This window comes from Leuconostoc lactis, assembly GCF_007954625.1.
GTDB lineage: Bacteria > Bacillota > Bacilli > Lactobacillales > Lactobacillaceae > Leuconostoc > Leuconostoc lactis_A.
Map to the genome: position 1 here is coordinate 421,053 of NZ_CP042420.1, position 26,448 is coordinate 447,500.

32 protein-coding genes are annotated in these 26,448 nt (G+C 43.6%); 1 reads left to right on the plus strand and 31 read right to left on the minus strand.

Translation table 11 applies throughout. The annotated features are described in order from the left end of the window. Positions 1-26: 26 nt before the first annotated feature. The 27 genes from rpmD to rpsL all read right to left on the minus strand — a co-directional run bounded on the left by rpmD (position 27) and on the right by rpsL (position 17,502). On the minus strand, positions 27-209 hold the full coding sequence (rpmD, locus tag FGL80_RS02075; protein WP_004899438.1) for a 50S ribosomal protein L30: 183 nt from the start codon (positions 207-209) through the stop codon (positions 27-29). An 11-nt stretch (positions 210-220) separates the two neighbouring features. Then, positions 221-727 (minus strand): 30S ribosomal protein S5, encoded by a 507-nt coding sequence (gene rpsE, locus FGL80_RS02080; protein ID WP_009999850.1) that lies wholly within the window; start codon positions 725-727, stop codon positions 221-223. Positions 728-745: 18 nt separating this feature from the next. Further along, on the minus strand, positions 746-1,099 hold the full coding sequence (rplR, locus tag FGL80_RS02085; RefSeq protein ID WP_009999853.1) for a 50S ribosomal protein L18: 354 nt from the start codon (positions 1,097-1,099) through the stop codon (positions 746-748). A gap of 99 nt (positions 1,100-1,198) precedes the next feature. Further along, a complete protein-coding gene (gene rplF / locus FGL80_RS02090; protein WP_009999854.1) occupies positions 1,199-1,735 on the minus strand; it encodes a 50S ribosomal protein L6 in 537 nt (178 codons plus the stop codon). 24 nt (positions 1,736-1,759) lie between these two features. After that, positions 1,760-2,158 (minus strand): 30S ribosomal protein S8, encoded by a 399-nt coding sequence (gene rpsH / locus FGL80_RS02095; RefSeq protein WP_009999855.1) that lies wholly within the window; start codon positions 2,156-2,158, stop codon positions 1,760-1,762. A gap of 142 nt (positions 2,159-2,300) precedes the next feature. Further along, entirely contained in the window at positions 2,301-2,843 is a 543-nt protein-coding gene (gene rplE / locus FGL80_RS02100) for a 50S ribosomal protein L5 (protein WP_009999856.1), read from the minus strand. 23 nt (positions 2,844-2,866) lie between these two features. Further along, a complete protein-coding gene (gene rplX / locus FGL80_RS02105) occupies positions 2,867-3,175 on the minus strand; it encodes a 50S ribosomal protein L24 (RefSeq protein WP_009999857.1) in 309 nt (102 codons plus the stop codon). Positions 3,176-3,198: 23 nt separating this feature from the next. Next, positions 3,199-3,567: a 50S ribosomal protein L14 gene (rplN, locus tag FGL80_RS02110; protein WP_009999859.1), complete on the minus strand. Its 369-nt coding sequence runs from the start codon at positions 3,565-3,567 to the stop codon at positions 3,199-3,201. Positions 3,568-3,619: 52 nt separating this feature from the next. After that, complete coding sequence (rpsQ, locus tag FGL80_RS02115) at positions 3,620-3,886, minus strand: 30S ribosomal protein S17 (protein ID WP_009999860.1); 267 nt, start codon at positions 3,884-3,886, stop codon at positions 3,620-3,622. Positions 3,887-3,908: 22 nt separating this feature from the next. Then, positions 3,909-4,115: a 50S ribosomal protein L29 gene (gene rpmC / locus FGL80_RS02120; protein WP_002816028.1), complete on the minus strand. Its 207-nt coding sequence runs from the start codon at positions 4,113-4,115 to the stop codon at positions 3,909-3,911. Further along, a complete protein-coding gene (gene rplP / locus FGL80_RS02125; protein ID WP_009999861.1) occupies positions 4,115-4,528 on the minus strand; it encodes a 50S ribosomal protein L16 in 414 nt (137 codons plus the stop codon). The genes rpmC and rplP overlap by 1 nt, the downstream gene beginning before the upstream one ends. Before the next feature lie 14 nt (positions 4,529-4,542). Then, positions 4,543-5,214: a 30S ribosomal protein S3 gene (gene rpsC / locus FGL80_RS02130; RefSeq protein WP_009999864.1), complete on the minus strand. Its 672-nt coding sequence runs from the start codon at positions 5,212-5,214 to the stop codon at positions 4,543-4,545. Next, positions 5,214-5,570, minus strand: a complete 357-nt coding sequence (gene rplV, locus FGL80_RS02135) for a 50S ribosomal protein L22 (protein WP_004899456.1) — start codon at positions 5,568-5,570, stop codon at positions 5,214-5,216. Before rplV ends, rpsC begins: the two co-directional genes overlap by 1 nt. A 16-nt stretch (positions 5,571-5,586) precedes the next feature. Then, positions 5,587-5,868 (minus strand): 30S ribosomal protein S19, encoded by a 282-nt coding sequence (rpsS, locus tag FGL80_RS02140; protein WP_004899458.1) that lies wholly within the window; start codon positions 5,866-5,868, stop codon positions 5,587-5,589. A 17-nt stretch (positions 5,869-5,885) separates the two neighbouring features. Then, the gene (rplB, locus tag FGL80_RS02145) at positions 5,886-6,719 is read right to left on the minus strand and encodes a 50S ribosomal protein L2 (RefSeq protein ID WP_055307352.1); all 834 of its coding nucleotides are present in this window, start codon (positions 6,717-6,719) and stop codon (positions 5,886-5,888) included. Between the two features lie 22 nt (positions 6,720-6,741). Further along, positions 6,742-7,029, minus strand: coding sequence for a 50S ribosomal protein L23 (gene rplW / locus FGL80_RS02150; RefSeq protein WP_009999866.1), 288 nt, complete (start codon positions 7,027-7,029; stop codon positions 6,742-6,744). Continuing rightward, entirely contained in the window at positions 7,029-7,652 is a 624-nt protein-coding gene (rplD, locus tag FGL80_RS02155; RefSeq protein WP_009999867.1) for a 50S ribosomal protein L4, read from the minus strand. The genes rplW and rplD overlap by 1 nt, the downstream gene beginning before the upstream one ends. Before the next feature lie 32 nt (positions 7,653-7,684). Further along, a complete protein-coding gene (gene rplC, locus FGL80_RS02160) occupies positions 7,685-8,371 on the minus strand; it encodes a 50S ribosomal protein L3 (RefSeq protein WP_009999868.1) in 687 nt (228 codons plus the stop codon). A gap of 69 nt (positions 8,372-8,440) precedes the next feature. Further along, positions 8,441-8,749, minus strand: a complete 309-nt coding sequence (rpsJ, locus tag FGL80_RS02165; RefSeq protein WP_002816040.1) for a 30S ribosomal protein S10 — start codon at positions 8,747-8,749, stop codon at positions 8,441-8,443. Positions 8,750-9,049: 300 nt separating this feature from the next. After that, positions 9,050-10,129, minus strand: a complete 1,080-nt coding sequence (locus tag FGL80_RS02170) for an ABC transporter substrate-binding protein (RefSeq protein WP_055307350.1) — start codon at positions 10,127-10,129, stop codon at positions 9,050-9,052. Position 10,130: 1 nt separating this feature from the next. Further along, a complete protein-coding gene (locus FGL80_RS02175) occupies positions 10,131-10,958 on the minus strand; it encodes an ABC transporter permease (protein WP_009999871.1) in 828 nt (275 codons plus the stop codon). Positions 10,959-10,962: 4 nt separating this feature from the next. Continuing rightward, a complete protein-coding gene (locus tag FGL80_RS02180) occupies positions 10,963-11,790 on the minus strand; it encodes an ABC transporter permease (protein ID WP_147001979.1) in 828 nt (275 codons plus the stop codon). After that, positions 11,777-12,892 carry an ABC transporter ATP-binding protein gene (locus tag FGL80_RS02185; RefSeq protein WP_172792702.1) on the minus strand — a complete coding sequence of 372 codons (1,116 nt, stop codon included), beginning with the start codon at positions 12,890-12,892 and terminating at the stop codon, positions 11,777-11,779. The genes FGL80_RS02180 and FGL80_RS02185 overlap by 14 nt, the downstream gene beginning before the upstream one ends. Positions 12,893-12,968: 76 nt before the next feature. Further along, positions 12,969-14,162 carry a CynX/NimT family MFS transporter gene (locus tag FGL80_RS02190; protein WP_055307348.1) on the minus strand — a complete coding sequence of 398 codons (1,194 nt, stop codon included), beginning with the start codon at positions 14,160-14,162 and terminating at the stop codon, positions 12,969-12,971. A 124-nt stretch (positions 14,163-14,286) separates the two neighbouring features. Continuing rightward, positions 14,287-16,401, minus strand: coding sequence for an elongation factor G (gene fusA / locus FGL80_RS02195; RefSeq protein ID WP_055307347.1), 2,115 nt, complete (start codon positions 16,399-16,401; stop codon positions 14,287-14,289). 201 nt (positions 16,402-16,602) lie between these two features. Further along, positions 16,603-17,073 carry a 30S ribosomal protein S7 gene (rpsG, locus tag FGL80_RS02200; protein WP_009999877.1) on the minus strand — a complete coding sequence of 157 codons (471 nt, stop codon included), beginning with the start codon at positions 17,071-17,073 and terminating at the stop codon, positions 16,603-16,605. 15 nt (positions 17,074-17,088) lie between these two features. Then, complete coding sequence (gene rpsL, locus FGL80_RS02205; protein ID WP_009999878.1) at positions 17,089-17,502, minus strand: 30S ribosomal protein S12; 414 nt, start codon at positions 17,500-17,502, stop codon at positions 17,089-17,091. A 326-nt stretch (positions 17,503-17,828) separates the two neighbouring features. On the opposite strand from rpsL, the gene FGL80_RS02210 reads away from it, so the two are divergent. Continuing rightward, the gene (locus FGL80_RS02210; protein ID WP_172792701.1) at positions 17,829-18,446 is read left to right on the plus strand and encodes a prepilin peptidase; all 618 of its coding nucleotides are present in this window, start codon (positions 17,829-17,831) and stop codon (positions 18,444-18,446) included. A gap of 9 nt (positions 18,447-18,455) precedes the next feature. On the opposite strand, the gene FGL80_RS02215 is transcribed toward FGL80_RS02210, so the two are convergent. The 4 genes from FGL80_RS02215 to serS all read right to left on the minus strand — a co-directional run bounded on the left by FGL80_RS02215 (position 18,456) and on the right by serS (position 26,112). Then, a complete protein-coding gene (locus tag FGL80_RS02215) occupies positions 18,456-20,930 on the minus strand; it encodes an ATP-dependent Clp protease ATP-binding subunit (protein WP_055307345.1) in 2,475 nt (824 codons plus the stop codon). A gap of 129 nt (positions 20,931-21,059) precedes the next feature. Beyond that, entirely contained in the window at positions 21,060-22,178 is a 1,119-nt protein-coding gene (gene prfB, locus FGL80_RS02220; RefSeq protein WP_029509440.1) for a peptide chain release factor 2, read from the minus strand. Positions 22,179-22,257: 79 nt separating this feature from the next. Then, positions 22,258-24,672 (minus strand): preprotein translocase subunit SecA, encoded by a 2,415-nt coding sequence (secA, locus tag FGL80_RS02225; RefSeq protein WP_055307439.1) that lies wholly within the window; start codon positions 24,670-24,672, stop codon positions 22,258-22,260. 129 nt (positions 24,673-24,801) lie between these two features. After that, positions 24,802-26,112 (minus strand): serine--tRNA ligase, encoded by a 1,311-nt coding sequence (serS, locus tag FGL80_RS02230; RefSeq protein ID WP_055307344.1) that lies wholly within the window; start codon positions 26,110-26,112, stop codon positions 24,802-24,804. Positions 26,113-26,448: the final 336 nt, after the last annotated feature.

Sequence of the window (26,448 nt, forward strand, 5' to 3'; positions counted from 1 at the left end):
TTCGGTACCTCCTATTTTTATCGTTATTACTTTACTTCTTCAACGCTAACCAAGTGAGCAATGTGGAAAATTGCGCCACGAGTAGCTTCGTTGTTAGGCTTCACCACTGAGCTAGATACACGACCAAGTCCAAGTGACTTAACGATCGCGCGTTGCTTTGGTAAGCGATGAGCCGCACTCTTAATCAAAGTGATTTTCAAATCAGCCATTTTATCGCTCCTTATTCAGCCAAGTGTTCCAATGAAACACCACGCAAAGCTGCTACTTCTTCTGCATCCTTCAAGCTTGTCAAAGCTTCAAAAGTTGCGCGGACAACGTTAACTGGTGTTGATGAGCCAAGTGACTTTGCAGTCACATCGGCGATACCTGCTAATTCCATAACAGAACGTGCAGCACCACCGGCAGCAACACCAGAACCTTCTTCGGCTGGCTTGATCAAGATCTTACCACCGCCCCAAACGCCAAGGACGTCGTGAGGAATAGTTGTCCCTACTGTTGGTACAGTGATCATCTTACGCTTAGCATCTTCGATTGCCTTACGGATAGCTTCAGGAACTTCTTGTGCCTTACCAGTTCCAAAACCAACGTGGCCTTGCTTATCACCAACGACAACCAACGCTGCGAAACGCAAACGACGACCACCCTTGACAACTTTTGTGACACGGTTAATAGCAACAACGTTTTCTTCTAATTCACCAAGTGACTTAGGGTTAACGAATTCAACCATTTTTTATTCCTCCTTTCCTTAGAACTTCAAGCCGTTTTCACGGGCTGATTCTGCTAATGCTTGAACACGTCCGTGATACAAGTAACCACCACGATCGAAGATAACTTCTTCTAATCCTGCGGCCTTACCACGTGTAGCGATCAATTCACCAACTTTAATAGCTTGTTCTGTCTTTGTACCTGATACTTCTGCATCATGGCTTGAGGCACTTGCTAGCGTTACACCCGCTACGTCATCAATTAATTGCGCGTAGATGTTTGCATTAGAACGGAAAACGTTCAAACGTGGGCGAGCAGCAGTACCAGAAATCTTGCCGCGAACGCGCTTGTGGCGCTTTAAGCGGAGCTTGTTTTTATCTGGTTTTGAAATCATAGCTGTGCTTTCCTTTTCTTGATGGCTTACGCCATGTTAAATTTATTGTGATTAATAATTGAAAATAATACGAGTAAGTTAAAAAATCTGACGATTTGATTACTTACCAGTCTTACCTTCCTTACGACGAACAACTTCACCTTCGTAACGAATACCCTTACCCTTATAAGGTTCTGGGGCACGTACGGCACGAATTTCAGCAGCGAAATCGCCGACTTTTTGCTTTGAAATACCTGAAATCTTGATTGTCAAAGCATCTGGTACTTCAACTGTCAAATCTTCGCGGTCTTCAAAGTCAACTGGGTGTGAGTAACCAACAGACAAAGTCAACTTTGAACCTGACTTTGCGGCACGGTAACCAACACCGACAAGCTTCAAAGTCTTAGTGAATCCAGTAGAAACACCTTCGACCATGTTAGCAACGTTTGCACGTGTTGTACCGTGCAAAGCCTTTGTCTTGTTATCATCGCTTGCGCGTGTGAATGTTACTTCAGAACCTTCAACAGTCATTGTGATTTGCGGCGCAATTTCACGTGACAATGTTCCCTTAGGTCCCTTAACAGTAACAACTGTACCTTCTTGAGATACTTCAACATCTGCTGGCAATGTAATTACTTTATTTCCAATACGGCTCATGGTAAGTCTCCTTTCTTAGATATATTACCAAACGTAAGCGAGCACTTCGCCACCGATTTGCTTTGCGCGTGCTTCTTTGTCAGTGATCACACCAACAGAAGTTGAGATAATCGCAATACCCAAACCGTTCAAAACCTTTGGCAATGAATCAGCCTTGGCATACTTACGCAAACCTGGCTTTGAGATACGCTTAAGTCCTGTAATCACACGGTTACGGTCTTCGCCGTACTTAAGAAATACACGGATAACACCTTGCTTGTTATCTTCGATGTATTCTACGTCGCGAACGAAACCTTCTGATTTCAAGATCTCAACGATGCTCATTTTAATTTTTGATGCTGGAATTTCAACAACGTCACGGTGTGCCATGTTGGCGTTACGAATACGTGTTAACAAATCAGCGATTGGATCAGTCATAGACATCTATCGATATCCTCCTTTTATTTTTGAACGGACATAATGAAATGACACGCTCTTAACTATTATAGACCATTTCGGTCAATAACAGTTAAAAACGTGTCACTCTTTTAATTATAAGAGTAACGAACGTTTTTAATTTGCAAAATTACTTTGCAAATGGCATGCCCAAAAGTGTCAACAATGCGCGACCTTCTTCATCGTTTTGAGCTGTTGTAACCACAACAATGTCCAAGCCGCGAACGCGGTTAACTTGGTCAAAATCGATTTCAGGGAAGATCAATTGTTCACGAACACCCAAAGTGTAGTTACCACGACCATCGAAGGCCTTTGATGATACACCACGGAAGTCACGGACACGAGGCAATGAGATGTTGATCAACTTGTCTAAGAATTCATACATGCGTTCACCACGCAATGTAACCTTAGTTCCGATTGACATACCTTCACGCAAACGGAAACCAGCGATTGACTTCTTTGCCTTTGTGATAACTGGTTGTTGACCAGCAATCAACTTCAATTCTTCAACCGCTTCATCCAAGTTCTTTGAGTTTGACACCGCATCACCAACACCCATGTTAAGAACGATCTTTTCGATCTTAGGGGCTTGCATTGGTGATGAGAAGTTAAACTTTTCGATCAAAGCAGGTTGAACTTCATTAACATATTTTTCTTTTAATGCGTTAGCCATGAAAATGATTTCACCTTTCAATATTAGCCTAGTACGTTACCAGACTTTTTAGATACGCGAACTTTCTTGCCATCTTCAATCTTGAACGCAACCTTAGTTGGTTCGTTAGTTGAAGGGTCAAGCAATTGCACGTTTGATACATGGATTGGTGCTTCGATATCGATAACACCACCTTGTGGGTATTCGTTAGAAGGCTTTTGATGCTTCTTAACGATGTTCACGCCTTCGACAACAACGCGGTCCTTTGCAGCAACAGTCTTAGTGATTGTGCCTTCTTTTCCCTTGTCTTTGCCGGCAATGACGCGAACCTTATCACCTGTTTTTACAAACATGATTTGGCTCCTCCTTGTCAGTTTTAGAGCACTTCTGGTGCCAATGAAACGATACGCATAAAGTCTGCATCACGCAATTCACGTGCAACAGGGCCAAAGATACGCGTACCAACTGGTGACTTGTCGTCCTTTACGATAACAGCGGCATTTTCATCAAAGTTGATGTATGAACCGTCTGCACGACGAACGTCTGAAACAGTACGAACGATAACAGCCTTAACGACGTCACCCTTCTTTACGTTACCACCAGGGATAGCTTGCTTAACTGTGGCAACGATAACGTCACCAACACCAGCAAACTTACGGCCTGAACCACCGAGCACTTTAATCGTCAAGATTTCACGTGCGCCAGAGTTGTCAGCCACTTTTAAACGACTCTCTTGTTGAATCATGGTTCTTCCTCCTTAGTTAGCAATTAATTACGACGATTTGATAACGATCAAATTAAAGAATAACTGCCTCTTCAACGATCTTAACCAAACGGAAGTGCTTAGTTGCAGACAAAGGACGTGTTTCCATGATTTGGACAATATCGTTCATCTTAGCGCTATTGTTTTCATCATGGGCTTTAAACTTCTTTGTGTACTTAACACGCTTACCGTAAACGGCGTGGTTCACATAAGTATCAACAGCGACAGTGATTGTCTTGTCCATCTTATCTGAAACAACGCGGCCTTGGTAAACCTTACGAGCATTACGTTCTTCACTCATTTTTCAGCTTCTTCCTTTCGTCTTATTTGTTGGCGTTTGCCAATTCTTGCGCACGGATAACTGTCTTAACTCGTGCAATGTCCTTACGAACTTGTGCAATACGCGCCGTGTTTTCAAGTTGGCCAGTAGCCAATTGGAAACGTAGGTTGAATAATTCTTCCTTGAATTCGGCCTCGCGCTTTTGCAAATCCGCAAGTGACAATTCTTTCAATTCACTTGCTTTAGCCATTATTCAGCCTCCCGAGCAATAATCTTTGTACGTACAGGCAACTTGTGTTGTGCCAAACGCAATGCTTCACGTGCAGTTGCTTCAGGAACACCTGCAACTTCAAACATTACCTTACCACGCTTAACTGGTTCTACCCAACCTTCAGGTGAACCCTTACCGTTACCCATTCGAACACCGACACCTTTAGATGTATATGACTTGTGAGGGAAGATTTTGATCCAAACCTTACCACCACGCTTCATATAACGTGTCATTGCAATACGGGCAGCTTCAATTTGACGGTTTGTAATCCAGCTTGATGTTGTTGCTTGCAAGCCGAATTCACCGAACGTTACCGTCTTTCCACCTTTTGCTTCACCACGCATGTGGCCACGGTGTACACGACGGAATTTAACACGCTTTGGTACTAACATGTTCGCTTCCCTCCTTACTTACTGTTCTTCTTTTGTGGCAAAACATCACCACGGTAAATCCAAGTCTTGATACCCAAGTTACCGTAAGCAGTCATTGCTTCGTCCCATGAGTAATCGATATCAGCGCGCAAAGTATGCAAAGGCACAGTACCTTCAGTGTATTGTTCAACACGGGCAATATCTGCACCGTTCAAACGACCTGAAACCATTACCTTGATACCCTTAGCACCTGAACGTGTTGCACGTTGGATAGCACCACGCATCGCACGACGGAAAGCCACACGGCGTTCCAAATCACCAGCGATTTGTTGTCCAACCAAGTGTGCTGACAAGTCAGGCTTCTTGATTTCAACAATGTTGATGAAGACACGCTTTGAGCGTCCCTTTTCATCGACATCAGTCAACTTAGCCAATTGTGTACGAAGCTTTTCAACTTCTGAACCACCCTTACCGATAACCATTCCTGGCTTAGCAGTGTGGATAGATACGTCAACACGTGACTTTGTGCTACGTTCAATTTCAACGCGATCAACTGCGGCATCCGCTAAGTTCTTTTCGATGTACTTACGAATACGCAAGTCTTCGTGAAGTTGGTTAGCATAATCAGCCTTGTCAGCAAACCACTTTGCATCCCAGTCGCGAATAACGCCGACACGGAATCCAGTAGGGTTAATCTTTTGACCCATTACTTTGCCTCCTTCTCAGCAACCACAATTGTGATGTGGCTTGTACGCTTGTTGATTGGTGAAGCAGAACCCTTGGCACGGGGACGGAAACGCTTAAGCGTAGGTCCTTCGTTAGCAAAGGCTTCCTTCACGATAAGATCTTCTCGGTCTAATGAGAAGTTGTTTTCAGCATTAGCAACTGCTGAGTTCAAAACCTTGTAAATATCTTCAGTAGAAGTGTTAGGTAGGAACTTCAAAATTGCGTATGCTTCGTTAACGCTCTTACGACGAATTGTGTCAAGAACTAGGCGTGCCTTACGTGGGGCAACGCGAACGATCTTGGCTGTCGCGCGAGCTGAAGTAATTTGTTCAGCCATTTTTCAATTTCCTCCTTTATTTTTTACCGGTCTTCTTATCATCAGCCTTGTGGCCTTTGAATGTACGTGTTGGTACGAATTCGCCCAACTTATGACCAACCATGTCTTCTTGTACAAAAACCGGAACGTGCTTGCGACCATCATAAACGGCAATTGTAAAGCCGATGAAGCTTGGGAAGATTGTTGAACGACGTGACCAAGTCTTGATCACTGACTTCTTTTCAGAATCCGCTTGCGCTTCAATCTTCTTAAGCAAGTGTGGGTCCGCAAATGGTCCCTTTTTTAAACTACGAGCCATTAGTTGTCTCCTTTCCCTTACTTACTCTTACGACCGCGAACGATGAACTTCGTTGAAGCCTTCTTCTTGTCGCGAGTCTTCTTACCAGCAGTCTTCTTACCCCATGGTGACATAGGACTTGGACGACCAACAGGTGCTTTACCTTCACCACCACCGTGTGGGTGATCGTTAGGGTTCATAACTGATCCACGAACGTGTGGACGCTTTCCACGCCAACGGTTACGACCAGCCTTACCCCAGTTAATCAATGAGTGTTCAGCGTTACCAACTTCACCGATTGTTGCACGGTTAGTTGCCAAGATCAAACGTACTTCGCCTGAAGTCAAACGAACGATGACATACTTGCCATCCTTACCCAAGATTTGTGCTGAAGTTCCAGCAGAACGTGCCAATTGACCACCCTTACCAGGCTTCAATTCGATGTTGTGAATCAAAGTACCTTCAGGAATATTGCGCAATGGCAAGGCATTGCCGGGCTTAATGTCGGCATCAGGACCAGATTGTACTTTATCGCCAACCTTCAATCCCTTTGGCGCCAAGATATATGACTTAATACCATCTTCATATACAAGCAAAGCGATGTTTGCTGTACGGTTTGGATCGTATTCGATAGCCTTTACAGTAGCTGTCTTGTTATCCTTGATACGCTTGAAGTCCACCAAACGGTAGGCTTGCTTGTGTCCACCAGCGTGGTGGCGCACTGTCATACGACCAGAGTTGTTACGTGCACCAGTCTTTGACTTCTTTGCCAACAAGCTCTTTTCGGGCGTTGACTTCGTGATTTCAGCGAAATCTGAAGTCGTCATGTTACGACGTCCGTTAGAGGTTGGCTTATACTTCTTGATAGCCAATGTCTTTTCCTCCTATTTAGAATTAACCTTCGTTAAAGATTTGAATATCTTTTGAATCTTTTGACAACGTTACGGTTGCCTTCTTCAACTTACGTGTGTAACCAACGTAACGACCTTGGCGCTTCTTCTTACCGCGAACGTTAGCTGTGTTCAAGCCAGATACTTGAACGTCGAAGATCTCTTCAATTGCCTTCTTAATTTCAGGCTTTGTGGCACGAACATCGACTTCGAAGACATAGCGCTTACGTTCTGTTTGCGCCATTGATGCTTCAGTAATGATCGGGCGACGGATAATATCGCGTGCATCCATTAGGCAAGACCTCCTTGGATTTCTTCGATTGATGATTGAACAATCACCAGCTTATCTGCATTAACAACGTCAAGTACGTTAATACCCTTTGTTGTCATAACTTGAACGTTAGCCAAGTTACGTGCTGACAAGATTGCGTTTTCGTTGTCTTCATCAACAACTACTAATGTCTTTGTGTCAACTGACAAGTTAGCCAAAACCTTCTTGAAGTCTTGTGTCTTTGGTGCTTCGAATGACAAAGCATCAACAACAACCAACTTACCGTCAGCAAGCTTTTGTGACAAAACTGACTTCAAAGCCAATTGGTAAGACTTACGGTTAATACGGTAGGCATATGAACGAGGTGTTGGTCCGAAGACGATTCCACCACCACGGAATTGTGGTTCACGGATTGAACCGGCACGTGCACGACCAGTACCCTTTTGCTTCCAAGGCTTACGTCCACCACCAGAAACCGCTGAACGGTTCTTGACAGCATGAGTACCTTGACGCATTGATGCGCGTTGCATCAAAACTGCATCTGTGATAACGGCGTTGTTAGGTTCGATGGCGAAAACTGCATCGTTCAATTCGAGTTCAGCAGCTTGACTACCATCTTGCTTTAATACAGCAACTTTAGTCATGATTGATTGTTCTCCTTTCTATATAGTCTATATTAAGCTTCTTCAGCTGCGGCAGCTGGTGCTGAAACACCGGCCATCTTAACTTCAGGATGCTTTGCGTTAACCTTAACGGTTGACTTAATTGTCAATAGTGACTTGTTTGCGCCAGGTACGTTACCCTTCAACAACAACAAGTTGTTTTCAACGTCAACGTGGACGATAGCAACGTTTTGCATTGTGCGCTTGTGGTTTCCCATGCGTCCAGGCAAAAGCTTACCCTTGAAGACACGGTTGATGATAGCACCCATTGAACCTGGACGACGGTGGTAACGAGATCCGTGAGCCATTGGTCCACGTGATTGGCCATCCTTCTTGATGTTACCTTGGAAGCCATGTCCCTTCGTGATTCCAGTAACGTCGACGTATTCACCAGCTGCGAATGTATCAACCTTGATTTCATCCCCTGCGTTAAATTCGCCTTCCGCATTGCGGATTTCACGAACGTAGCGCTTAGGGGTCGTGTTTGCTTTTGAAGCGTGACCTTGTTCAGGTTTGTTTGACAAAACTGCGCGCTTGTCTTGGTAACCGAGTTGTACTGCATCATATCCGTCTGTTTCTACAGTTTTAACTTGCAAAACGACGTTTGGTGTAGCTTCAACAACAGTCACGGCGATCAATTCACCAGTTTCAGTGAAAACCTGAGTCATACCGACTTTGCGGCCTAAGATACCTTTAGTCATGACTAATCTCCTTAAATAATTTCTTGACTTATTTTTACCCTAACGGGTGCGAAGTTGTATTCGTTAAAATTACAACTTGATTTCGATTGCAACACCTGATGGCAATTCAAGCTTACGCAATGCGTCAACTGTCTTGTCAGTAGGGTTCACAATGTCGATCAAACGCTTGTGCGTGCGCATTTCGAATTGTTCGCGGCTATCCTTGTGCTTATGTGGTGAACGTAGAATTGTGTACAATGTACGTTCAGTTGGCAAAGGGATAGGACCAGCGATTTCTGCGCCCGTACGCTTGGCCGTTTCAACAATTTTTTCTGCTGATTGGTCCAAGATGCGGTGTTCGTATGCCTTCAAACGGATACGGATCTTCTTTTGTGCCATTATTTCGTGCCTCCTCGTTGATTTTGTAAATCAGCTAACTCCAATTAAAAACCGACAACACTGCTTGTGTTTTGCGCGCCCATGGCAACGCGGCCGCGCGTGTCGCAACCTTAATCATCATCGCTAAACATTGATACACCAGGCTTTCGGTAGGTTTATATGACTACTGTTCCAAAAGCGTACTTAACTACTATAACAGAAGAACCCTACATGCGCAAGGCTTTTATCAATTTAATTCTGCGACTTTTTCTTTTGACCAAAATTTATTAAAAGAAAAAACCGACAAAAATTTGTCGGTTTTTAACGCTTTGACATCTTAAATTCCAAAAAGGCATCATTATATCTTTCAGTCCACTTCTGACCTAAATCATCATAGACTTGCAGATTCTTAATCGTTTCATTGCTTGGATAGAATTGTGGATCATTACGCACTGCCTTTGGCAATAATGCCTTCGCTTTCGCGTTCGGCGTTGCGTAACCAATATATTCCGCATTCTGAGCAGCATTCTTAGGCTCACTCATAAAGTTCAAGAAAGCATAAGCCGCTTCTTTATGCTTGGCCGTCTTTGGCATCACAATATTATCAAACCAAAGGTTTGACCCCTCACTTGGCACAACATAGTGCAAATGCGGGTTATTATCAATGGCTTCGGCGGCTTCACCTGAATAGGTAACAGCCAGCCCTGCTTCATTTTGGGCCATATACATTTTAATTTCATCAGCAATAATGGCTTTGACGTTTGGCATCAGTGCTTCTAACTTCGCTTGCGCCGCAGCTAAATCAGCAACAGATTTCGTATTAACTGATTTATGCTGGGTAATCAACGCAACGCCCAAGGCATCACGCGCTGAATCGACAAGCAAAATCTGATTCCGGAATTTTGATGACCAGAGATCATCCCAATGTTGCACATCTTTCCCATCCACTAACTTGTCATTATAAATAATGCCGAGTGTGCCCCAAAAATAAGGCAATGAGTATTTGTTGTGGCGATCAAAAGATAAATTCATAAAACGCGGATCATAATTTTTAAGACCAGTTAACTTGCTATGATCCAACGGCAACAGCAAGTTTTCACGTTTCATTTTCTGAATCATGTAATCCGATGGCACCGCCAAATCATATGACGTGCCACCTTGTTTAATTTTAGTATACATGGCTTCATTGGAATCAAACGTCTCATAACTAATCTGATAGCCCGTTTCCTTGGTAAACTTGGCCATCAAATCAGGATCGAGATAATCACCCCAATTGTACAGGTTCAACACTTTGTCAGAAGACGCATCTGAACCTGTTTTAGTCGCAAGATATTGCTGAGTCCCAAATAGTCCCCCGACAACAATCAAGATGGCGACAACGCCAAGTAGCAACTTTTTCATATCACAGTCCCTCCGACGCTACCAACATAAGACGCGTCGCACGCTTCTTATTTTTTTCAGCACGTGTTGCAATCGCATAGTATACCAGCACCATAAGCAATGATATTAAAAACATCACGGCTGACAACGCGTTGATTTCAAGACTGACCCCTTGACGGGCACGAGAATAAATTTCAACAGACAATGTTGAGAACCCATTACCCGTGACAAAGAATGTCACCGCAAAATCATCTAATGAATACGTGAAGGCCATGAAGAAGCCAGCCAAAATACCTGGTGAAATCACCGGTAAGACCACACGGGTTAACATTTGCCAATTATTAGCACCCAAGTCTTTTGCGGCAGCAACAAGCGATTGATTCATTTCCTGAAGGCGCGGTAAGACCATCAACACAACGATTGGAATCGTAAACGCGATATGTGACAGCAAAACTGATGTAAAGCCTAGTGAGAAGCCCAGTACCGTGAAAAACACCAAGAATGACGCACCAATAATAACATCCGGTGACACCAACAAGACGTTATTCAACGATAAGAAGACATTCTTCACGAGGCCGTTTCTTAAATTGTACACGTATAAAGCCCCTGCCGTGCCAATCACACTTGATATCACTGACGCTGAAATAGCCAGTAAGAGCGTGCTGACAACAATTTCCATAATCCGCGTATCAGCAAACAGTTCACCGTAATGTTTCCAAGAGAAGCCATCCCAACCTTGCATGACATCCCCGGCATTAAATGAATAGATAATCAGGAAAAAGATGGGTAGGTATAGCAAGATAAAGACGAACCAGAGATAAATATTAGCCCATTTAATTTTTTTATGCATCCGCTCAACCTCGCTTTCTCGACGACTGACGCGCACGATCTCGTGTCAGAATCATCGTAATAACCATCGCAACAATTAAAATTACACCAATCGTCGAACCTAAACGCCAGTTTTGCGTCACTAAGAAATGCTCTTCAATTGCCGTACCCAAAGTAATCACTCGGTTACCACCGATGAGTCGTGTCACCATAAATAGTGACAAACTAGGAATAAAGACCGCTTGGATACCGGCTTTAACACCGGGCATCGACAACGGCATGATGACACGCCGAAGCGTCTGCCATTTGTTTGCGCCTAAATCACGACTAGCCTGCGCAAGACGTGGATTGATCTCGGCCAACGAATTAAAGATTGGTAGAATCATGAAGGAAATTTCAATGTAGGCCGCCACCAACAAGAAACTCCAGTTAGAAAACAAGAGTTGCTGCGGCACAATGCCCCATAAGCCCAAAAAATTATTGACCGTACCAGATTTTGATAACAAACCAATAAATGCATAAGTTTTGAGCAATAAGTTAATCCAAGTTGGCAAGATAATCAATAAGAGCCAGAATTGCTTATGCTTTAATTGATTTAAGAGATAAGCGGTCGGGTAACTGATCACCAGCGTAATGACCGTAATCAAGAAAGCATACCAGACTGAATTAATCGTCATTAACAAGTAAGTCCCACTACTAAAGTAGGTCTCATAGTTACGCAACGTAAAATGACCATCTTGGGTCGTTAATGATTGAAACAGCAACAATACAAGTGGCACAATGACAAATAGCACCAACCAAGCACCATAGGGCACCAGGTAGAATAATTGTCGCTGCTGTTTACGCTTTGACATCATCGCTATCATCCTCATAACTTTCCAAACGCGCGTCAAAGTCATCTTCTGATTCGTTAAAGCGCATGATATGAATATCTTCTGGATCAAACGTCAAGCCAACGCGTTCACCAATCGTTGATTTGTTTGTGGCTTGCACTTGCCATTCATTCCCATCATCATCAATAGCTGTGATTTCGTAATAATCACCACGGAATGACTGATCATCAATCGTGACCACCAACTTACCGTTTTCAACACTCGTCAAATCCAAATCTTCAGGACGAATAACCACTTCAACCTTTTCATTTGGTCGCATACCGGCGTCGACGTTTTCAAAGTCTTTACCCGTAAAGTGAACCAGATAGTCCGCCTTCATAACACCATCTAAAATATTAGATTCGCCAATAAAGTCAGCCACGAAGTGGTTGATTGGTTCATCATAAATATCTTCTGGTGAGCCATTTTGTTGGATGACCCCGTCATTCATGACATAAATCCAATCAGACATAGCCAACGCTTCTTCTTGATCATGTGTGACAAAGACAAACGTAATGCCCAAACGTTGTTGGATTTCGCGTAATTCATACTGCATGTCTTTACGCAACTTATAGTCCAACGCTGACAAAGGTTCATCCAACAATAGCACTTCCGGATCATTCGCTAATGCTCGCGCAATGGCAACACGCTGCTTTTGGCCACCTGACAATTCATTAATTTCACGATCCGCATACGCTGACAGCTTAACGAGGTCCAGCATTTCCATGACTTTTGTCTTGATATCAGCTTTATTCATGCCCTTAATGCTAGGGCCAAAGGCAACATTATCAAAAACATCCATATTGGGGAATAGGCCATAATCTTGAAAAACCGTATTCATATGCCGTTTTTCAACCGGCACGTCATTGATCACGTTTCCCTCAAACAATATCTCGCCATGTGTCGGCGTTAATTGGCCTGAAATTAAATTAAGAATCGTAGTCTTTCCCGATCCTGAAGGCCCTAGCAACGTGTAAAACTTACCCGCTTCTAGCGCTAAATCAATGTTCTTTAGAACTTCGTTGTCATCATAAGATAAACCAACGTTCTTAAATTCAATAATTGGTGTTGATGTGTTAGTCAATTCCCAACCCTCACTTTTAGTCAATAGAACTATTGTATCAAGAAAAGCACGCAAGTTCATTACCTGCGTGCTTTTCTTATGATAAGATTTTATGTTGTTTTTCCACTAAAACAATTGCAATCGTCATCAAAATGAACAAAATGATCATCACCACGATTTGCGGTACCCAACTATGGAACCAACCATAACCATAACCAAATAACGCTGGCCCTAGGGCAGCAATGACATACCCACCACTTTGCGCCATACCAGATAATTCTGCGGTTTGAATTGGTGTCGTTGTTTTCAAGCTAAAGGTTGTCATGAGATAAGGGAATAAAATCGACGTGCTTACCCCAATCAATAGATTGACACTTAACCAATAGCCAAAATGGTTATTGGGCACTAAGAGCAACAGATAGCCCACAATCCCAATCACCGAAGACACACCAACCAACCATTGCCGACCAACAGACGATAAACGGGCAACAATCGTTGGAACTGTCAGAGCAAACGGTAACCCGATCAAGGCATTAATACCGGCAAACACACTCGCGACTGATGCCGATAGACCAGTTTGAATCGCCATTGTCGGTCCCCAAGCCATTAAAATGTAAAACATAGCCGATTGGACACCAGCAAAATACAACAGCAACCACGCATACCGATTACGCCAAACATGCGCATTTTTTGGTCGCTTCACACCAGTTGGTGTAGTGGCTAATGAGTGCGGATGCTTGGCAGCAAAGCGCACATTGGGTAACCACACTAGAAAAGCAATACCGATTACCGTTGTTAATAACAAAATAAACACGTGCCAATGCGTTGCTTCAGCAATCGGCGCCGATAACCCTGCACCAACTGCGGTGGCTAACATCATACTAAAGGTAAACGTTGACGTCATCGGCCCAACTTTATTGGGAAAGTACAACCGAATCACACTGGGCAAGAGGACATTCATATGGGCGATTCCAACCCCAATCAATAATGTCCCAATATAAAGGAGCGGTGTGTTGATAATCCGAATCCACGAGCCGACAACCATCACAACCAGCATCACGGCAAAAGTCCGTTCTAAGCCTAACTTTTCTGCTGTCTTTGGTGCAATAGAGGAAAAAATTGCAAAGGCGATCAGTGGTATTGTCGTCAAAATACCAAGCTGGCCAACTGGGACGTGTTGTGTTTTGGCGATATGTGAAATAATCGGTGGAATCGACGTAAACGGAATACGCAAGACCATACCAATCACGATAATGCCCGGTATCAAAAACTTACTGTGCTGTTTCAGCATAAATTCTCCTCAATTTATCGACACAAAACGGCGTCACCCGATTGGGTGACGCCGTTTTAACTGGACCGTCTGTCAGTATTATCTACTGAATAAACTCATAATCTACGGTATCAGATTAATAGCATTAATCTTCTTTGTTACCGCTGTTCTTGATAATTTCGTCTTGGATGTTCTTTGGCACAGCTTCATAGTGATCAAAGACCATTTGGAATGTACCACGACCTTGTGTTGCTGAACGCAAAGTCGTTGCATAACCAAACATTTCTGACAAAGGCACCTTCGCCTTAACTGCCAAAACAGGACCACGAGATTCTTGACCTTCGATCATACCACGGCGTGCTGAAACGTGTCCCATCACATCACCAAGGTTATCTTCAGGGGCAACAATGTCAACCGCCATGATTGGTTCAAGAATAACTGCACCGGCTGTCTTTGAAGCTTCCTTCAAGGCCAATGAGGCAGCAATCTTAAAGGCTGCTTCAGAAGAATCGACATCGTGGTATGAACCATCATACAACTTAGCCTTCAAGTCAACCAATGGGAATCCAGCCAAAGGACCAGCATTCAAAGCATCCTTCAAACCAGCTTCAACTGATGGAATGTATTCACGAGGCACAACACCACCGACGATGGCGTCTTCGAATTCGAAGCCGGCACCTTCTTCGTTTGGTGAGAATTCGATGTAAACATCACCATATTGTCCCTTACCACCAGATTGACGCTTGAAGTATCCACGCGCTTGCACTGTTTGTGTAAAGGCTTCACGGTAAGCAACTTGTGGGGCACCAACTGTTGCTTCAACGTTGAATTCACGGCGCATACGATCAACCATGATATCCAATTGCAATTCACCCATACCAGCGATCAAAGTATCACCAGTTTCAGGGTTTGTTGTGGCACGGAATGATGGATCTTCTTCCGCCAACTTTTGGATGGCATTTGACAACTTGTCTTGGTCAGCCTTAGTCTTTGGTTCGATAGCCAATTCGATAACTGGTTCTGGGAATTCCATTGATTCAAGAATCAATTGGTGGTCCACAGCAGTCAAAGAATCACCAGTTGTTGTGTTCTTCAAACCGATTGCCGCAGCAATATCACCAGAGAAGACTTCTTCGATTTCTGTACGTGATGTCGCGTGCATTTGTAGCAAACGACCAACACGTTCACGTGTGTCAGAAGATGTGTTTTGTACGTATGAACCTGATTGCAAAGTACCAGTATACACACGCATAAATGTCAAACGACCAACGAAAGGATCAGTCATGATCTTAAATGCCAAAGCAGCAAATGGCTTGTTATCATCGGCAATCAATTCAACTTCTTCACCAGTCTTTGGATCAGTAGCAGTATATGGCTTAACATCCAAAGGTCCTGGCAAGTAGTCAACAACCGCGTCCAACATCATTTGCACACCCTTATCCTTGTAGGCTGAACCTGCAAGCACTGGGTAGAATTGCAATGCCAAAGTGGCACGACGGATCGCTGCCTTCAATTCATCAACAGAAATGTCTTCACCTTCAAGGTACTTTTCCATCAATTCATCATCAACATCAGCAACTGCTTCGATCAACGTGTTACGCTTTTCTTCGGCTAGTTCCTTCAATTCGGCAGGGATTTCACGTGGTTCCCACTTTTCACCCAAGTCATCAACTGGGTAGTAAGCTTCTTGTGTAATCAAGTCAATGATAGCTTCGAAGTCATCTTCGGCACCGATTGGCCATTGGATAGCTTCAGCATTAACTTGCAAACGTTCATGAATTGAGTCAACTGACATTTCAAAGTCAGCACCCATCTTATCCATCTTGTTAACGAAGACAATACGTGGCACGTCATATGTTGTAGCTTGACGCCAAACAGTTTCTGTTTGTGGTTCAACACCGGCAGCACCATCAAGCACGGCTACGGCACCATCAAGCACACGCAAAGCACGTTCAACTTCGATTGTGAAGTCCACGTGACCTGGTGTATCGATGATGTTAACACGGTAAGGTGTCTTAGCGAATTGGTCAAAGAATCCACGCCATACCGCTGTTGTAGCGGCTGATTGGATTGTGATTCCACGTTCCTTTTCTTGTTCCATGAAATCCATTTGTGAAGCACCATCGTGTGTTTCACCAATCTTGTGAATTTTACCTGTGTAGTACAAGATACGTTCCGTAGTGGTTGTCTTACCCGCATCGATGTGGGCCATGATACCAATGTTACGTGTACGTTCTAGTGGGTATTCACGTTTTGCCATTGTGAGTTATCTCCTGGTTTTTGTTCTATATGCAACAAAAAGCGACACAGAATTGTGTTCGCTTTTTGACGGTAAAAGCCAATAGCGTTTTACCATCTACTGTCATTTTACACTATTTATTGTGACCGTGAACAATTAAATTCTAAGCAACAATAAATCAACGTAAGCAGTCATGACACAAACTGAATTGCGCCACGCATTTTACCAACGATAGTGCGCAAATGCACGGTTAGCTTCAGCCATCTTGTGTGTGTCTTCGCGCTTCTTTACAGATGCACCAGTGTCATTAGCGGCGTCCATGATTTCCTTAGCCAAACGTTCATCCATTGTGTGTTCGTTACGCAAACGTGAGTAGTTTACCAACCAACGCAATCCCAATGTTGTACGACGGTCTGGGCGTACTTCGATTGGCACTTGGTAGTTAGATCCACCAACACGGCGAGCCTTAACTTCCAATACTGGCATGATGTTTTCCATAGCTTGTTCGAAAACTTCCAATGGATCGTTACCAGTAGCTTCCTTGATACGATCAAAAGCATCGTACAAGATAGTTGACGCAGTTCCACGCTTACCATCAAGCATCAACTTGTTGATCAAACGTGAAACGAGCTTTGAGTTGTAAATTGGGTCAGGCAAAACTTCCTGACGCTTAGTATAACCTTTACGTGGCATTTGTCAGTCTCCTTCTTACTTCTTTGGCGCCTTTGTGCCGTACTTTGAACGTGATGTCTTACGTCCATCAACACCAGCTGTATCCAATGCACCACGGATGATGTGGTAACGTACACCAGGCAAATCCTTAACACGACCACCACGGATCAAAACAACAGAGTGTTCTTGCAAGTTGTGACCAATACCTGGGATATATGCTGTAACTTCGTACAAGTTTGAAAGACGAACACGGGCGTACTTACGCAAAGCTGAGTTAGGCTTCTTTGGTGTCATTGTACCAACACGTGTTGCAACACCACGCTTTTGTGGTGCAACATTGTTTGTTGCTTTCTTCTTCATTGAGTTATAGCCGAAGTTCAAAGCTGGTGACTTTGACTTAGTCGCCTTTGACTTACGAGGCTTGCGAACCAATTGGTTAATTGTAGGCATGCTACGGTCTCCTTAAAATTTTATTAGTTACACAGTTCCAGGTGTGTCATTTCTGTCTTTAAACAAAAATGCTTACTGGAAATCTGCTGACAATTGCCTTTACAGCGCCGTTCAGCACGTTGTGAATAGCTCACAGAACAGATTACTTAAAAGCACGTCCAATATATTACCAGATTGACAGTGATTGTCAATAGGTTTAACAGCATCTCTTTAAAATTTGTGGAAAACAGTTGCTCTTAACAAGTATTTTCCACAACGACTGCGTATGATACCTTATGACTATACTCGTTATCTTTCTACTCAATACTTGTTTCATCTCAAGTATCATGTGCCTCAACGATCGCTTAACTCACAAAATCCCCTTAACTACGCAACGCTCATTTTGTTGGCATTGTGGGCATGTATTGGCTTGGTTTGATCTCATCCCTATCGTGTCGGCACTGTTAACCAAAAGCCGCTGTCGCTATTGCCAACACCACTACGGTTATACTTACGTCTTATTTGAATGCCTTGGGGGTATTATTGGGACTTGGCTATTCCCTGAACCAGAACTATGGCTAACAGCTCTGTGTCTCTTTTTTCTGGCTTTGGAAGACTGGGACCAACAGACCATTCACGCCAATCTACTCTACCCTTGGCTGGCTTACTTGGTATGGACACGTTGGGAAACGCCTCAACTGCTAGTCGTTGGCATGTTTGCCCTGATTTGTCTGTGGCTAATTTACGTGCGCCACGCCCTAGGTAGCGGGGACTTTCCCGTCCTGATGGTGATTGGTTTAGTGTCATCCCCCATGATTTTGGCGCTGACGCTCCTTACCGCAGCACTCCTGACTTATGGTTATCTCCACTATTATACGCGACGATGCGCCCCGTTTGTGCCCTTTTTACTCGTGGGTTGGCTGATTGTCAGCGCCATTGAAAAAGTGACCACATACGTGATGTGATCACTTTTGTTAAGCATGTGTGATGACTTTTTTCTGTGGCTTAATGGTGATGTTAATATCGCCTTGTTTTGCCCCAATCGTCACAACACTATCAGTGGTAATATTGCCACGCAATAGCGCTTCACTTAATGCATCTTCAACTTTTGTTTGTAAGACACGACGAATTGGTCGTGCCCCATATTCTGGATCAAATCCGGCATCAGCAATCACATCAATCGCGGCTGGTGTGATTTTAACTGAAATTCCTTGTTCAGCAACCCGTTGTAAGATATCACGGCTCATGAGCTTCACAATCGTATGAATTTCAGGCTTCGTTAACGGCTCAAAGACGACCGCCTCATCTAGTCGGTTAATAAATTCAGGTCGGAAGGTTTCTTTCAACGTTTCACGAATTTTTTCAGCAACCGCGGCGTTATCATTTTTCAAGTCAACGGCCCCAAAGCCCATGGCTTTTTCATCACGTAATCTTGTTGCCCCAAGGTTTGACGTCATGATAATAATCGTATTTCGAAAATCAACCTTGCGCCCCTTAGAATCTGTTAAGAAACCATCATCAAACACTTGCAACATGAGGTTGAAAATATCCTGATGTGCCTTTTCAGCTTCATCTAACAAGATAACGGAATAAGGATGATTACGGACTTGCTCTGTGAGTTGACCACCCTCATCATAGCCAACATAACCAGGCGCTGAGCCGATCAAACGTGAAGCTGACCAACGCTCTTGATATTCAGACATATCGATCCGAATCATATTATCTTCATTACCAAAGACCGCTTCGGCTAAAGCTTTGGCCAATTCTGTTTTACCAACCCCTGTTGGCCCCAAAAACATAAAAGTCCCAATTGGACGACTTGGATCTTTCAGGCCAGAACGAGCACGACGAATGGCACGCGCAACCGCAGAAATAGCTTGCTTTTGTCCCACCACACGGCGACCCAACACGGCTTCCAGATTAACGAGTCGTTGCTTTTCGTTCTTTTCAAGTTGTGTTAGTGGCACACCTGTCTGCTGTGAAATCACTTCCGCGATATCTTCAGCCGTCACGTGTAAATCGTATTGTGGCCGGTCAGCCGCTGTTTGATTGGCCATTTTCGCGGCTAACTTATCTAACTTGTTTTTGACTTTCATTTCTTCAGCACGCAGATCGGCCGCCTTTTCAAAGTCAAGTGCCGTAATGGCTTGATCCTTCGCTTCTGTCAATTCAGCTAAACGTAACTGGTTTTTTTGCAGGGCATTTGGCTTATCAACCGCATCAATACGTACTTTAGCCCCAGCTTCATCCATCAAATCAATTGCCTTGTCGGGCAAGAAACGATCCGTAATATAACGTGATGATAGTTTCACGGCTGCTGCAATCGCTTCATCATCGATTTGCACTTGATGATGCGCTTCAAACTTTGGTCGAATGCCGGTCAAAATCGCAATGGCGTCTGCTTGTGAGGGTTCATTGACCGTCACTGGTGCAAAACGCCGTTCCAAAGCAGCATCTGACTCCACATACTTTTGATATTCGTCAAAAGTCGTGGCGCCTAATGTTTGAATTTCACCACGTGCTAACGCTGGCTTTAAAATGTTAGAGGCATCGATCGCGCCTTCAGCACCACCAGCACCAATCAACGTGTGAAGTTCATCAATAAACAAAATGACTTGTCCATCATGATAAATTTCATCAATGATCTTTTTTAAGCGATCTTCAAATTCACCACGATATTTTGTCCCGGCAACTAGTGAACCCATATCCAATGCCATCAGGCGCTTGTTTTTAAGTGAATCAGGCACATCATTGGTCACAATACGTTGCGCCAAGCCTTCAGCAATTGCTGTTTTTCCAACACCAGGTTCGCCAATCAAAACCGGATTATTCTTCGTCCGCCGTGACAAAATCTGTACGACACGTCGCACTTCACTCGAACGCCCGACAATCGGATCCATCTTGTTATCCTTGGCTAATTGCGTTAAATCACGTGCCAAACCGTCTAATGTGGGCGTACCCTGTGGCTGCTGGCGATCATGTTGTTTCATTTGCTTGCGCACGTCCGTCACACCTAACTTACGTAGGATTGCACGCCGCATTTCTTGCAAGTTGGCATCCAAAGCCAGCAAAATACGTGATGATAAAATACTTTCATCTTGTAAGAGTGCTAAGAGGATATGCTCTGTGCCAACTCGCGGTTGGGCTAACGCCCGTGATTCTTCACCTGCTTGTCGTAAAATATCAGCCGCCTTTGGTGAATAAGGAAGATAACTATTTTTGTCATAACGTGCTGTCATGCCATAGCCAGTAAAGTGTTCAATTTCTTCACGAATATCGTCATCCGTCACATTAAACTGGCCTAAAATTTTACTCGCGATACCTTCTTTTTCAATCGCTAAAGCAAGCAAGAGGTGTTCTGTCCCAACAGCCTGATGCTTAAAATATTTTGCCTGTTCTTGTGCTAAAACGAGGACGTTTTGCGCACTAGGTGTGTATGTGTTATCCATATTATGCCCTCCATTTTTTAAGGCAATCGCGTCTCAGATTGACTTATATTATAACGCACGTGACGGGGTTTAGAAACTAATCTGTTTCATAATGCAAAAAGCCGAAACAATCGTTTCGACCTTTATGGGTTAATTTGGGTTTTTTAAACTCAATTGCCATTGCAAATAGGCATTAATGAACGGATCTAAGTCCCCATCAAGTACTTGTTGCGGCTGATTGGTTTCGTAGTTCGTTCGATGATCTTTGACCATCTGATAAGGATGTAAGACATACGACCGAATTTGTGATCCCCAGCCGTTTTCCATCTTTTCACCCGTTAAGGCGGCACGTTCCGCTGCTTGCTTTTCTAATTCAAGCTGGTACAACTTCCCCTTCAACAAACGCATAGCATAGTCACGGTTACCGTACTGCGTCCGTTCAACAGTTGATGACACAACGATACCGGTTGGTTCGTGCGTCAATCGGACACCGGTTGACACCTTGTTGACGTTTTGTCCACCGGCACCACCTGAACGGAAAACATCCATCTTGATGTCATCATCACGGACTTCAACTTCAATCGTGTCATCCAATTCCGGCATCACATCGACACTGACGAAACTCGTATGACGACGACCCGCTGAATCAAATGGTGAGATACGCACAAAGCGGTGCACACCCTTTTCACTCCGTAAGAAGCCATAAGCATTGTGCCCAGAAATCTTAATAGTCGCACTATCAATCCCTGCTTCGTCACCAGCGTGATAATCTAACACTTCCACTTGGAAGCCATGCTGCTGAGCCCAACGCGTGTACATCCGATACAAGTTGGCACCCCAGTCAGTTGATTCGGTACCACCAGATCCTGGATGCACTTCCAAAATGGCATTGTTGGCATCATAAGGTTCAGTTAACAGTTGTTCCAAATTGTAGGCTTCAACATCTTTTTGAACCTTTTCCACACTGGCCGCTAATTCGGCTGCAGTATCCTCATCTTCCGGATCTTCAGACAACATTTCAATGAGTACAGCGATTTCTTCTGCCTGATTTGTCAAGTTTAAGAATGAATCCCGACGATTCTTCAAAATATTATTTTCTTCAATGACTTTTTGTGCCTTAACATTATCATCCCAAAAACCTGGTTCTGTCATGCGGTTTTCAAAATCAGCGATTTCTTCTGTTAACGCTTCCAGATCCAGTGTGCCACGAAAACGGGCAATATTTTCTTCGATATCTGCTAAAGCATGTTTAGCATCAATAATTTCCATTCCAGTATCCCTTCAAAACAAAAACGAACACAAGGTTCGTTATAATTATGCAACCGTCAACCATCAGGCATGGTAACTCTTAAGCTTGTAAGTTTTGACGGATTTCTGCTTTCATAAAGGTGCGTGTCGCATCATATTCAACATCAGCAATCATTTTGTTGAAGTTGTCAAACGCTTCGTTTTGATATTCAATCAGTGGGTTCAATTGCCCATAACCACGAAGGCCAACACCCTGACGCAAACGATCTAAGGCATCGATGTGGTCTGTCCAATGTTGATCAATGGCACGGAGAATGACCACTTTTTCAAATTCTAACATTTGTGCCGGATCATAGAGTTGACCCTGCTTAACACGATAATTTTCTTTTGCTAAGTTTAATAGCAATGCCTTGATGCCATCACGGTCTAACCCTTTTAACTGGGCAACCGAAATATCATTTTCATTCACCAAAACATTACCGGCGAAGGTAACGATTTGATCCAAATGCCATTCCGCTGGCTTCTTACCTTTGGTTTGTGCATCAACGACACGATTAATTGTCCGTTCAACCATTGGCATGAGGACCCAATCCAATGATTTTGTTTCATCAATGACGATATCACGTTGACGATACATTAATTCACGTTGTTCACGGACAACATCATCATATTGCAACACGTTTTTACGCGTATCGTAGTTGTTACCTTCGACACGCTTTTGGGCTGATTCAACAGAACGGGTGATCAAACGATTCTTAATCACTGTTTCTTCTTCATCCAAATTCATACGTTCCCAAATCAGACGAATACGTTCTGCACCGAAACGAATCATCAAATCATCTTCCAATGACAAGAAGAATTGTGAGAAGCCTTCATCACCTTGACGACCAGCACGACCACGTAACTGGTTATCAATTCGGCGAGATTCATGACGTTCTGTGGCAATCACAGCTAGCCCACCTAATTCGGACACACCAGGGCCAAGCTTAATATCTGTTCCACGTCCCGCCATGTTAGTCGCAACTGTTACGGCCCCACGTTGTCCCGCGTTAGCGATAATTTCAGCTTCTTTGGCGTTATTTTTGGCATTCAATACGTTATGTGGGACATTTTGTGCCATCAAAATTTTCGACAACAATTCAGATGATTCAACAGACCCTGTCCCAATTAAAATGGGTTGCCCCTTGGCGTGTAATTCTTGGATTAATTTAACCACCGCGTTGTACTTAGCACGCATTGATGGGTACAACAAATCCGGATAATCCACACGCTTAACTGGTCGGTTAGTTGGAATCGTAATGACTTCCATGTTGTAGATTTCGCGTAGTTCTTCTTCTTCAGTCTTGGCTGTTCCCGTCATACCAGACAGTTTCTTATACATACGGAACAAATTCTGATACGTAATTTGTGCCATTGACTTATTTTCTTCTTGAATTTCAACGCCTTCTTTGGCTTCAATTGCTTGATGCAAGCCATCCGACAAACGTGTGCCTTCAGAAATACGACCCGTTGACTGGTCAATTAACTTGACTTCGCCATCTTGTACCACATAGTCTTTATCATTAATGTAGTTAAAGTTCGCACGAAGTGCTTGGTCAATATGGTGCGTTAAGGCTGTATCGCCAGCAGCATATAAATTGTCCAAATTAAAGAAGACCTCTGCCTTATGAATCCCTTCATTGGTCATCATCGTTGTCTTAGCTTCTTCATCAATTTTATAATCTTCGTCGCGTACAAGTGTTTTTACAAAACGGTCAGCCCGTGCATACAATTGTGAAACACCTGATCCAGGTCCTGAAATGATCAAAGGTGTCCGCGCCGTATCGATTAAAATTGAATCCGCTTCATCAATCAACGCAAAGTTTAACCCACGTTGCATCACGCGCTCCTCGGCACGATGCACCATGTTATCACGCAAATAATCAAACCCAATGTTAAAGTTTGTTGAATAAGTGATATCGGCATTATACGCTGCTCGTTTTTCATCAGCTGGCGCATCACCGACATTCACACCAACAGTTAGGCCAAGCCAATTATAAAGCTGACCCATTTGCTCAGCATCTCGCGCTGACAAATAATCGTTGACAGTCACCACATGCACACCACGACCTGATAAGGCATTCAAATAAACCGCCATCGTTGCTGTTAGTGTCTTACCTTCACCGGTACGCATTTCCGCTAAATTACCACCATGCAACACCGCAGCACCCATAATTTGAACACGGAATGGGTACAGTCCTAAGACACGCTTAGCACCTTCACGCGCAACTGCAAAAGCTTCTGGTAATATCTCATCTAATACCTTTGATAGGGCTTTATTTTGTTTATCCTTATCTGTTGTAGCAGCTACCGCTGCTGCAATTTTTTCCTGGAAAAATGGCGTTTTAGCTTGTAATTGCGCATCAGTTAATGCTGACATTTCATCAGCGTAACTTTCAACTTGATCGGCAATATTGTTTAATTTTTTTAGTTGTTTTTTTGAATTATCAACTAATTTACGTATTGGATTTGCCATTGTTTTTAGCACACAACCTGAATTAGTTGCGTGTGTCTCCTCTGAAATATGAATTTGTGTGTTCTACCGCACAATAGTCTATTATAAATTGTAGCAAAAAAAGCCCAATAAATATAGGCTTTTCATCGATTAATAATGTGCTGTTGCCGCTAATGTTGTTTGCCCACCCATGTAAGGCCGTAGCACTTCAGGAATTGTGACTGTGCCATCTTCATTCTGATAGTTTTCCAAAATGGCTGCGACCGTCCGACCAACGGCTAGTCCTGATCCATTTAATGTGTGCACCAACTGCAATTTATCATTGTCATCGCGATACGTAATGTGCATGCGACGTGCTTGGAAGTCCTCTGTGTTTGATACTGATGAAATTTCGCGATAAACCTTTTGTTGCGGCATCCACACTTCAATATCATAAGTCTTTGCTGCTGAGAAGCCCATATCCCCCGTTGATAGCATCACGACATGATAAGGAAGACCTAGCTTTTGCAAAATGTTTTCCGCATTGGCTGTCATGCTTTCCAATTCGGCATATGATTGTTCCGGCTTAGTAAACTTCACCATTTCCACCTTATTGAATTGGTGCAAACGAATCAAGCCACGCGTATCTTTTCCAGCTGCCCCAGCTTCCTTACGGAATGATGGTGATAACGCAGTAAATTTGATTGGTAAGTTTTCGCTCGGGATTGTTTCTCCAGCATAATAGTTTGTCAGTGGTACTTCTGCTGTTGGAATATAAGTTTGGGCCAACCCTTCTACACGGTAAGCATCATCTTGAAACTTCGGATACTGTCCCGTACCAAACATCGCTGTATCATTGACCACAATTGGGGTAATCATTTCGGTATACCCTTCTTGTCGATGTTCATCAAGCATAAAGTTGTAAACAGCACGCTCCAAACGGGCCCCGTCACCAACATAATACAAGAAACGAGCTCCAGAAACCTTAGCGCCACGTTCGAAATCTAAAATGCCCAGTGCTTCCCCAATTTCATAGTGCGCTTTCAACCAACTTGGTGTGTCCGCCAAAGCATGTGGTCGTGTGCCATAGTCAGCTGGCTCCCAAACGCGCTGCTCAACATTTGCTGTATCGTCTGGGCCAACTGGTACTTCTGGCGCTGCTAAATTAGGCAAATGGGCCGCCAAATTTTTCACTGCCTCATCCAACTCTGCTTGACGTGCATCTAAGGCTTTAATTTCCGCACCAACTTGTTGCATCGCCGCAATGGCTTCGCTTGCATCTTCTTTGTTACGCTTAGCATACGCAATCTTATCCGACACAGCGTTCCGTTGTGCCTTCAAATTTTCAACTTGTTGGATGGCTTCTCGCCGTTCTTGATCCAAGGCCAACAACTCTTGTAACCTTTCTGCTGGTACACCCCGATCAAGCAACCGTTGCGTTGCCTCAGCTTCATTTTTGCGCAAATACTTCATGTCTAACATTATTCTGCTCCTTTAATTTTAAAGTCTAATATAAAAGCGCGTTGCCATCCCATCCAACAGGACAAGGGACGAAAACGCGCTTCCGTGGTACCACCCAGATTTTGTACACAAAAAGCGTACAACACTCATTTTCTGATAACGGAGAGTTCCGAGTGGCATTACCCACTAAACGTGACTTACTGGAGTTTCGGCGTATTGTTTCTCATCAACCAACAATTTTCTGAAAGTGCCTAATTATGGTAAGCTATTATCCCTATTGTAACGAAAAAAAAAATAAAAGGCAAGATTCATTTACACAAGAAAAGAGAGGTAGCTTTGCGCTACCTCTCCTTATTT

Coding starts and splice junctions, on each gene's coding strand:
- rpsL (WP_009999878.1), bottom strand. CDS start 17,502: ATGCCTACAATTAACCAATTGGTTCGCAAGCCTCGTAAGTCAAAGGCG.
- rpsQ (WP_009999860.1), bottom strand. CDS start 3,886: ATGAGTGAAGAACGTAATGCTCGTAAGGTTTACCAAGGCCGCGTTGTT.
- FGL80_RS02170 (WP_055307350.1), bottom strand. CDS start 10,129: ATGAAAAAGTTGCTACTTGGCGTTGTCGCCATCTTGATTGTTGTCGGG.
- FGL80_RS02175 (WP_009999871.1), bottom strand. CDS start 10,958: ATGCATAAAAAAATTAAATGGGCTAATATTTATCTCTGGTTCGTCTTT.
- fusA (WP_055307347.1), bottom strand. CDS start 16,401: ATGGCAAAACGTGAATACCCACTAGAACGTACACGTAACATTGGTATC.
- rpsE (WP_009999850.1), bottom strand. CDS start 727: ATGGTTGAATTCGTTAACCCTAAGTCACTTGGTGAATTAGAAGAAAAC.
- rpsJ (WP_002816040.1), bottom strand. CDS start 8,749: ATGGCACAAAAGAAGATCCGTATCCGTTTGAAGGCATACGAACACCGC.
- rplV (WP_004899456.1), bottom strand. CDS start 5,570: ATGGCTGAACAAATTACTTCAGCTCGCGCGACAGCCAAGATCGTTCGC.
- rpmC (WP_002816028.1), bottom strand. CDS start 4,115: ATGGCTAAAGCAAGTGAATTGAAAGAATTGTCACTTGCGGATTTGCAA.
- serS (WP_055307344.1), bottom strand. CDS start 26,112: ATGTTAGACATGAAGTATTTGCGCAAAAATGAAGCTGAGGCAACGCAA.
- rplN (WP_009999859.1), bottom strand. CDS start 3,567: ATGATTCAACAAGAGAGTCGTTTAAAAGTGGCTGACAACTCTGGCGCA.
- secA (WP_055307439.1), bottom strand. CDS start 24,672: ATGGCAAATCCAATACGTAAATTAGTTGATAATTCAAAAAAACAACTA.
- rplX (WP_009999857.1), bottom strand. CDS start 3,175: ATGTTTGTAAAAACAGGTGATAAGGTTCGCGTCATTGCCGGCAAAGAC.
- prfB (WP_029509440.1), bottom strand. CDS start 22,178: ATGGAAATTATTGATGCTAAACATGCTTTAGCAGATATCGAAGAAAAT.
- rpmD (WP_004899438.1), bottom strand. CDS start 209: ATGGCTGATTTGAAAATCACTTTGATTAAGAGTGCGGCTCATCGCTTA.
- rpsG (WP_009999877.1), bottom strand. CDS start 17,073: ATGCCACGTAAAGGTTATACTAAGCGTCAGGAAGTTTTGCCTGACCCA.
- FGL80_RS02210 (WP_172792701.1), top strand. CDS start 17,829: ATGTGCCTCAACGATCGCTTAACTCACAAAATCCCCTTAACTACGCAA.
- rpsC (WP_009999864.1), bottom strand. CDS start 5,214: ATGGGTCAAAAGATTAACCCTACTGGATTCCGTGTCGGCGTTATTCGC.
- rpsH (WP_009999855.1), bottom strand. CDS start 2,158: ATGTCTATGACTGATCCAATCGCTGATTTGTTAACACGTATTCGTAAC.
- rplC (WP_009999868.1), bottom strand. CDS start 8,371: ATGACTAAAGGTATCTTAGGCCGCAAAGTCGGTATGACTCAGGTTTTC.
- rplD (WP_009999867.1), bottom strand. CDS start 7,652: ATGACTAAAGTTGCTGTATTAAAGCAAGATGGTAGTCAAGCTGCTGAA.
- rplF (WP_009999854.1), bottom strand. CDS start 1,735: ATGAGCCGTATTGGAAATAAAGTAATTACATTGCCAGCAGATGTTGAA.
- FGL80_RS02180 (WP_147001979.1), bottom strand. CDS start 11,790: ATGTCAAAGCGTAAACAGCAGCGACAATTATTCTACCTGGTGCCCTAT.
- FGL80_RS02215 (WP_055307345.1), bottom strand. CDS start 20,930: ATGGATAACACATACACACCTAGTGCGCAAAACGTCCTCGTTTTAGCA.
- rpsS (WP_004899458.1), bottom strand. CDS start 5,868: ATGGCTCGTAGTTTAAAAAAGGGACCATTTGCGGACCCACACTTGCTT.
- rplE (WP_009999856.1), bottom strand. CDS start 2,843: ATGGCTAACGCATTAAAAGAAAAATATGTTAATGAAGTTCAACCTGCT.
- FGL80_RS02190 (WP_055307348.1), bottom strand. CDS start 14,162: ATGCTGAAACAGCACAGTAAGTTTTTGATACCGGGCATTATCGTGATT.
- rplP (WP_009999861.1), bottom strand. CDS start 4,528: ATGTTAGTACCAAAGCGTGTTAAATTCCGTCGTGTACACCGTGGCCAC.
- rplR (WP_009999853.1), bottom strand. CDS start 1,099: ATGATTTCAAAACCAGATAAAAACAAGCTCCGCTTAAAGCGCCACAAG.
- rplW (WP_009999866.1), bottom strand. CDS start 7,029: ATGGATGCACGCGATATTATCCGTCGCCCGATCATTACTGAAGCATCA.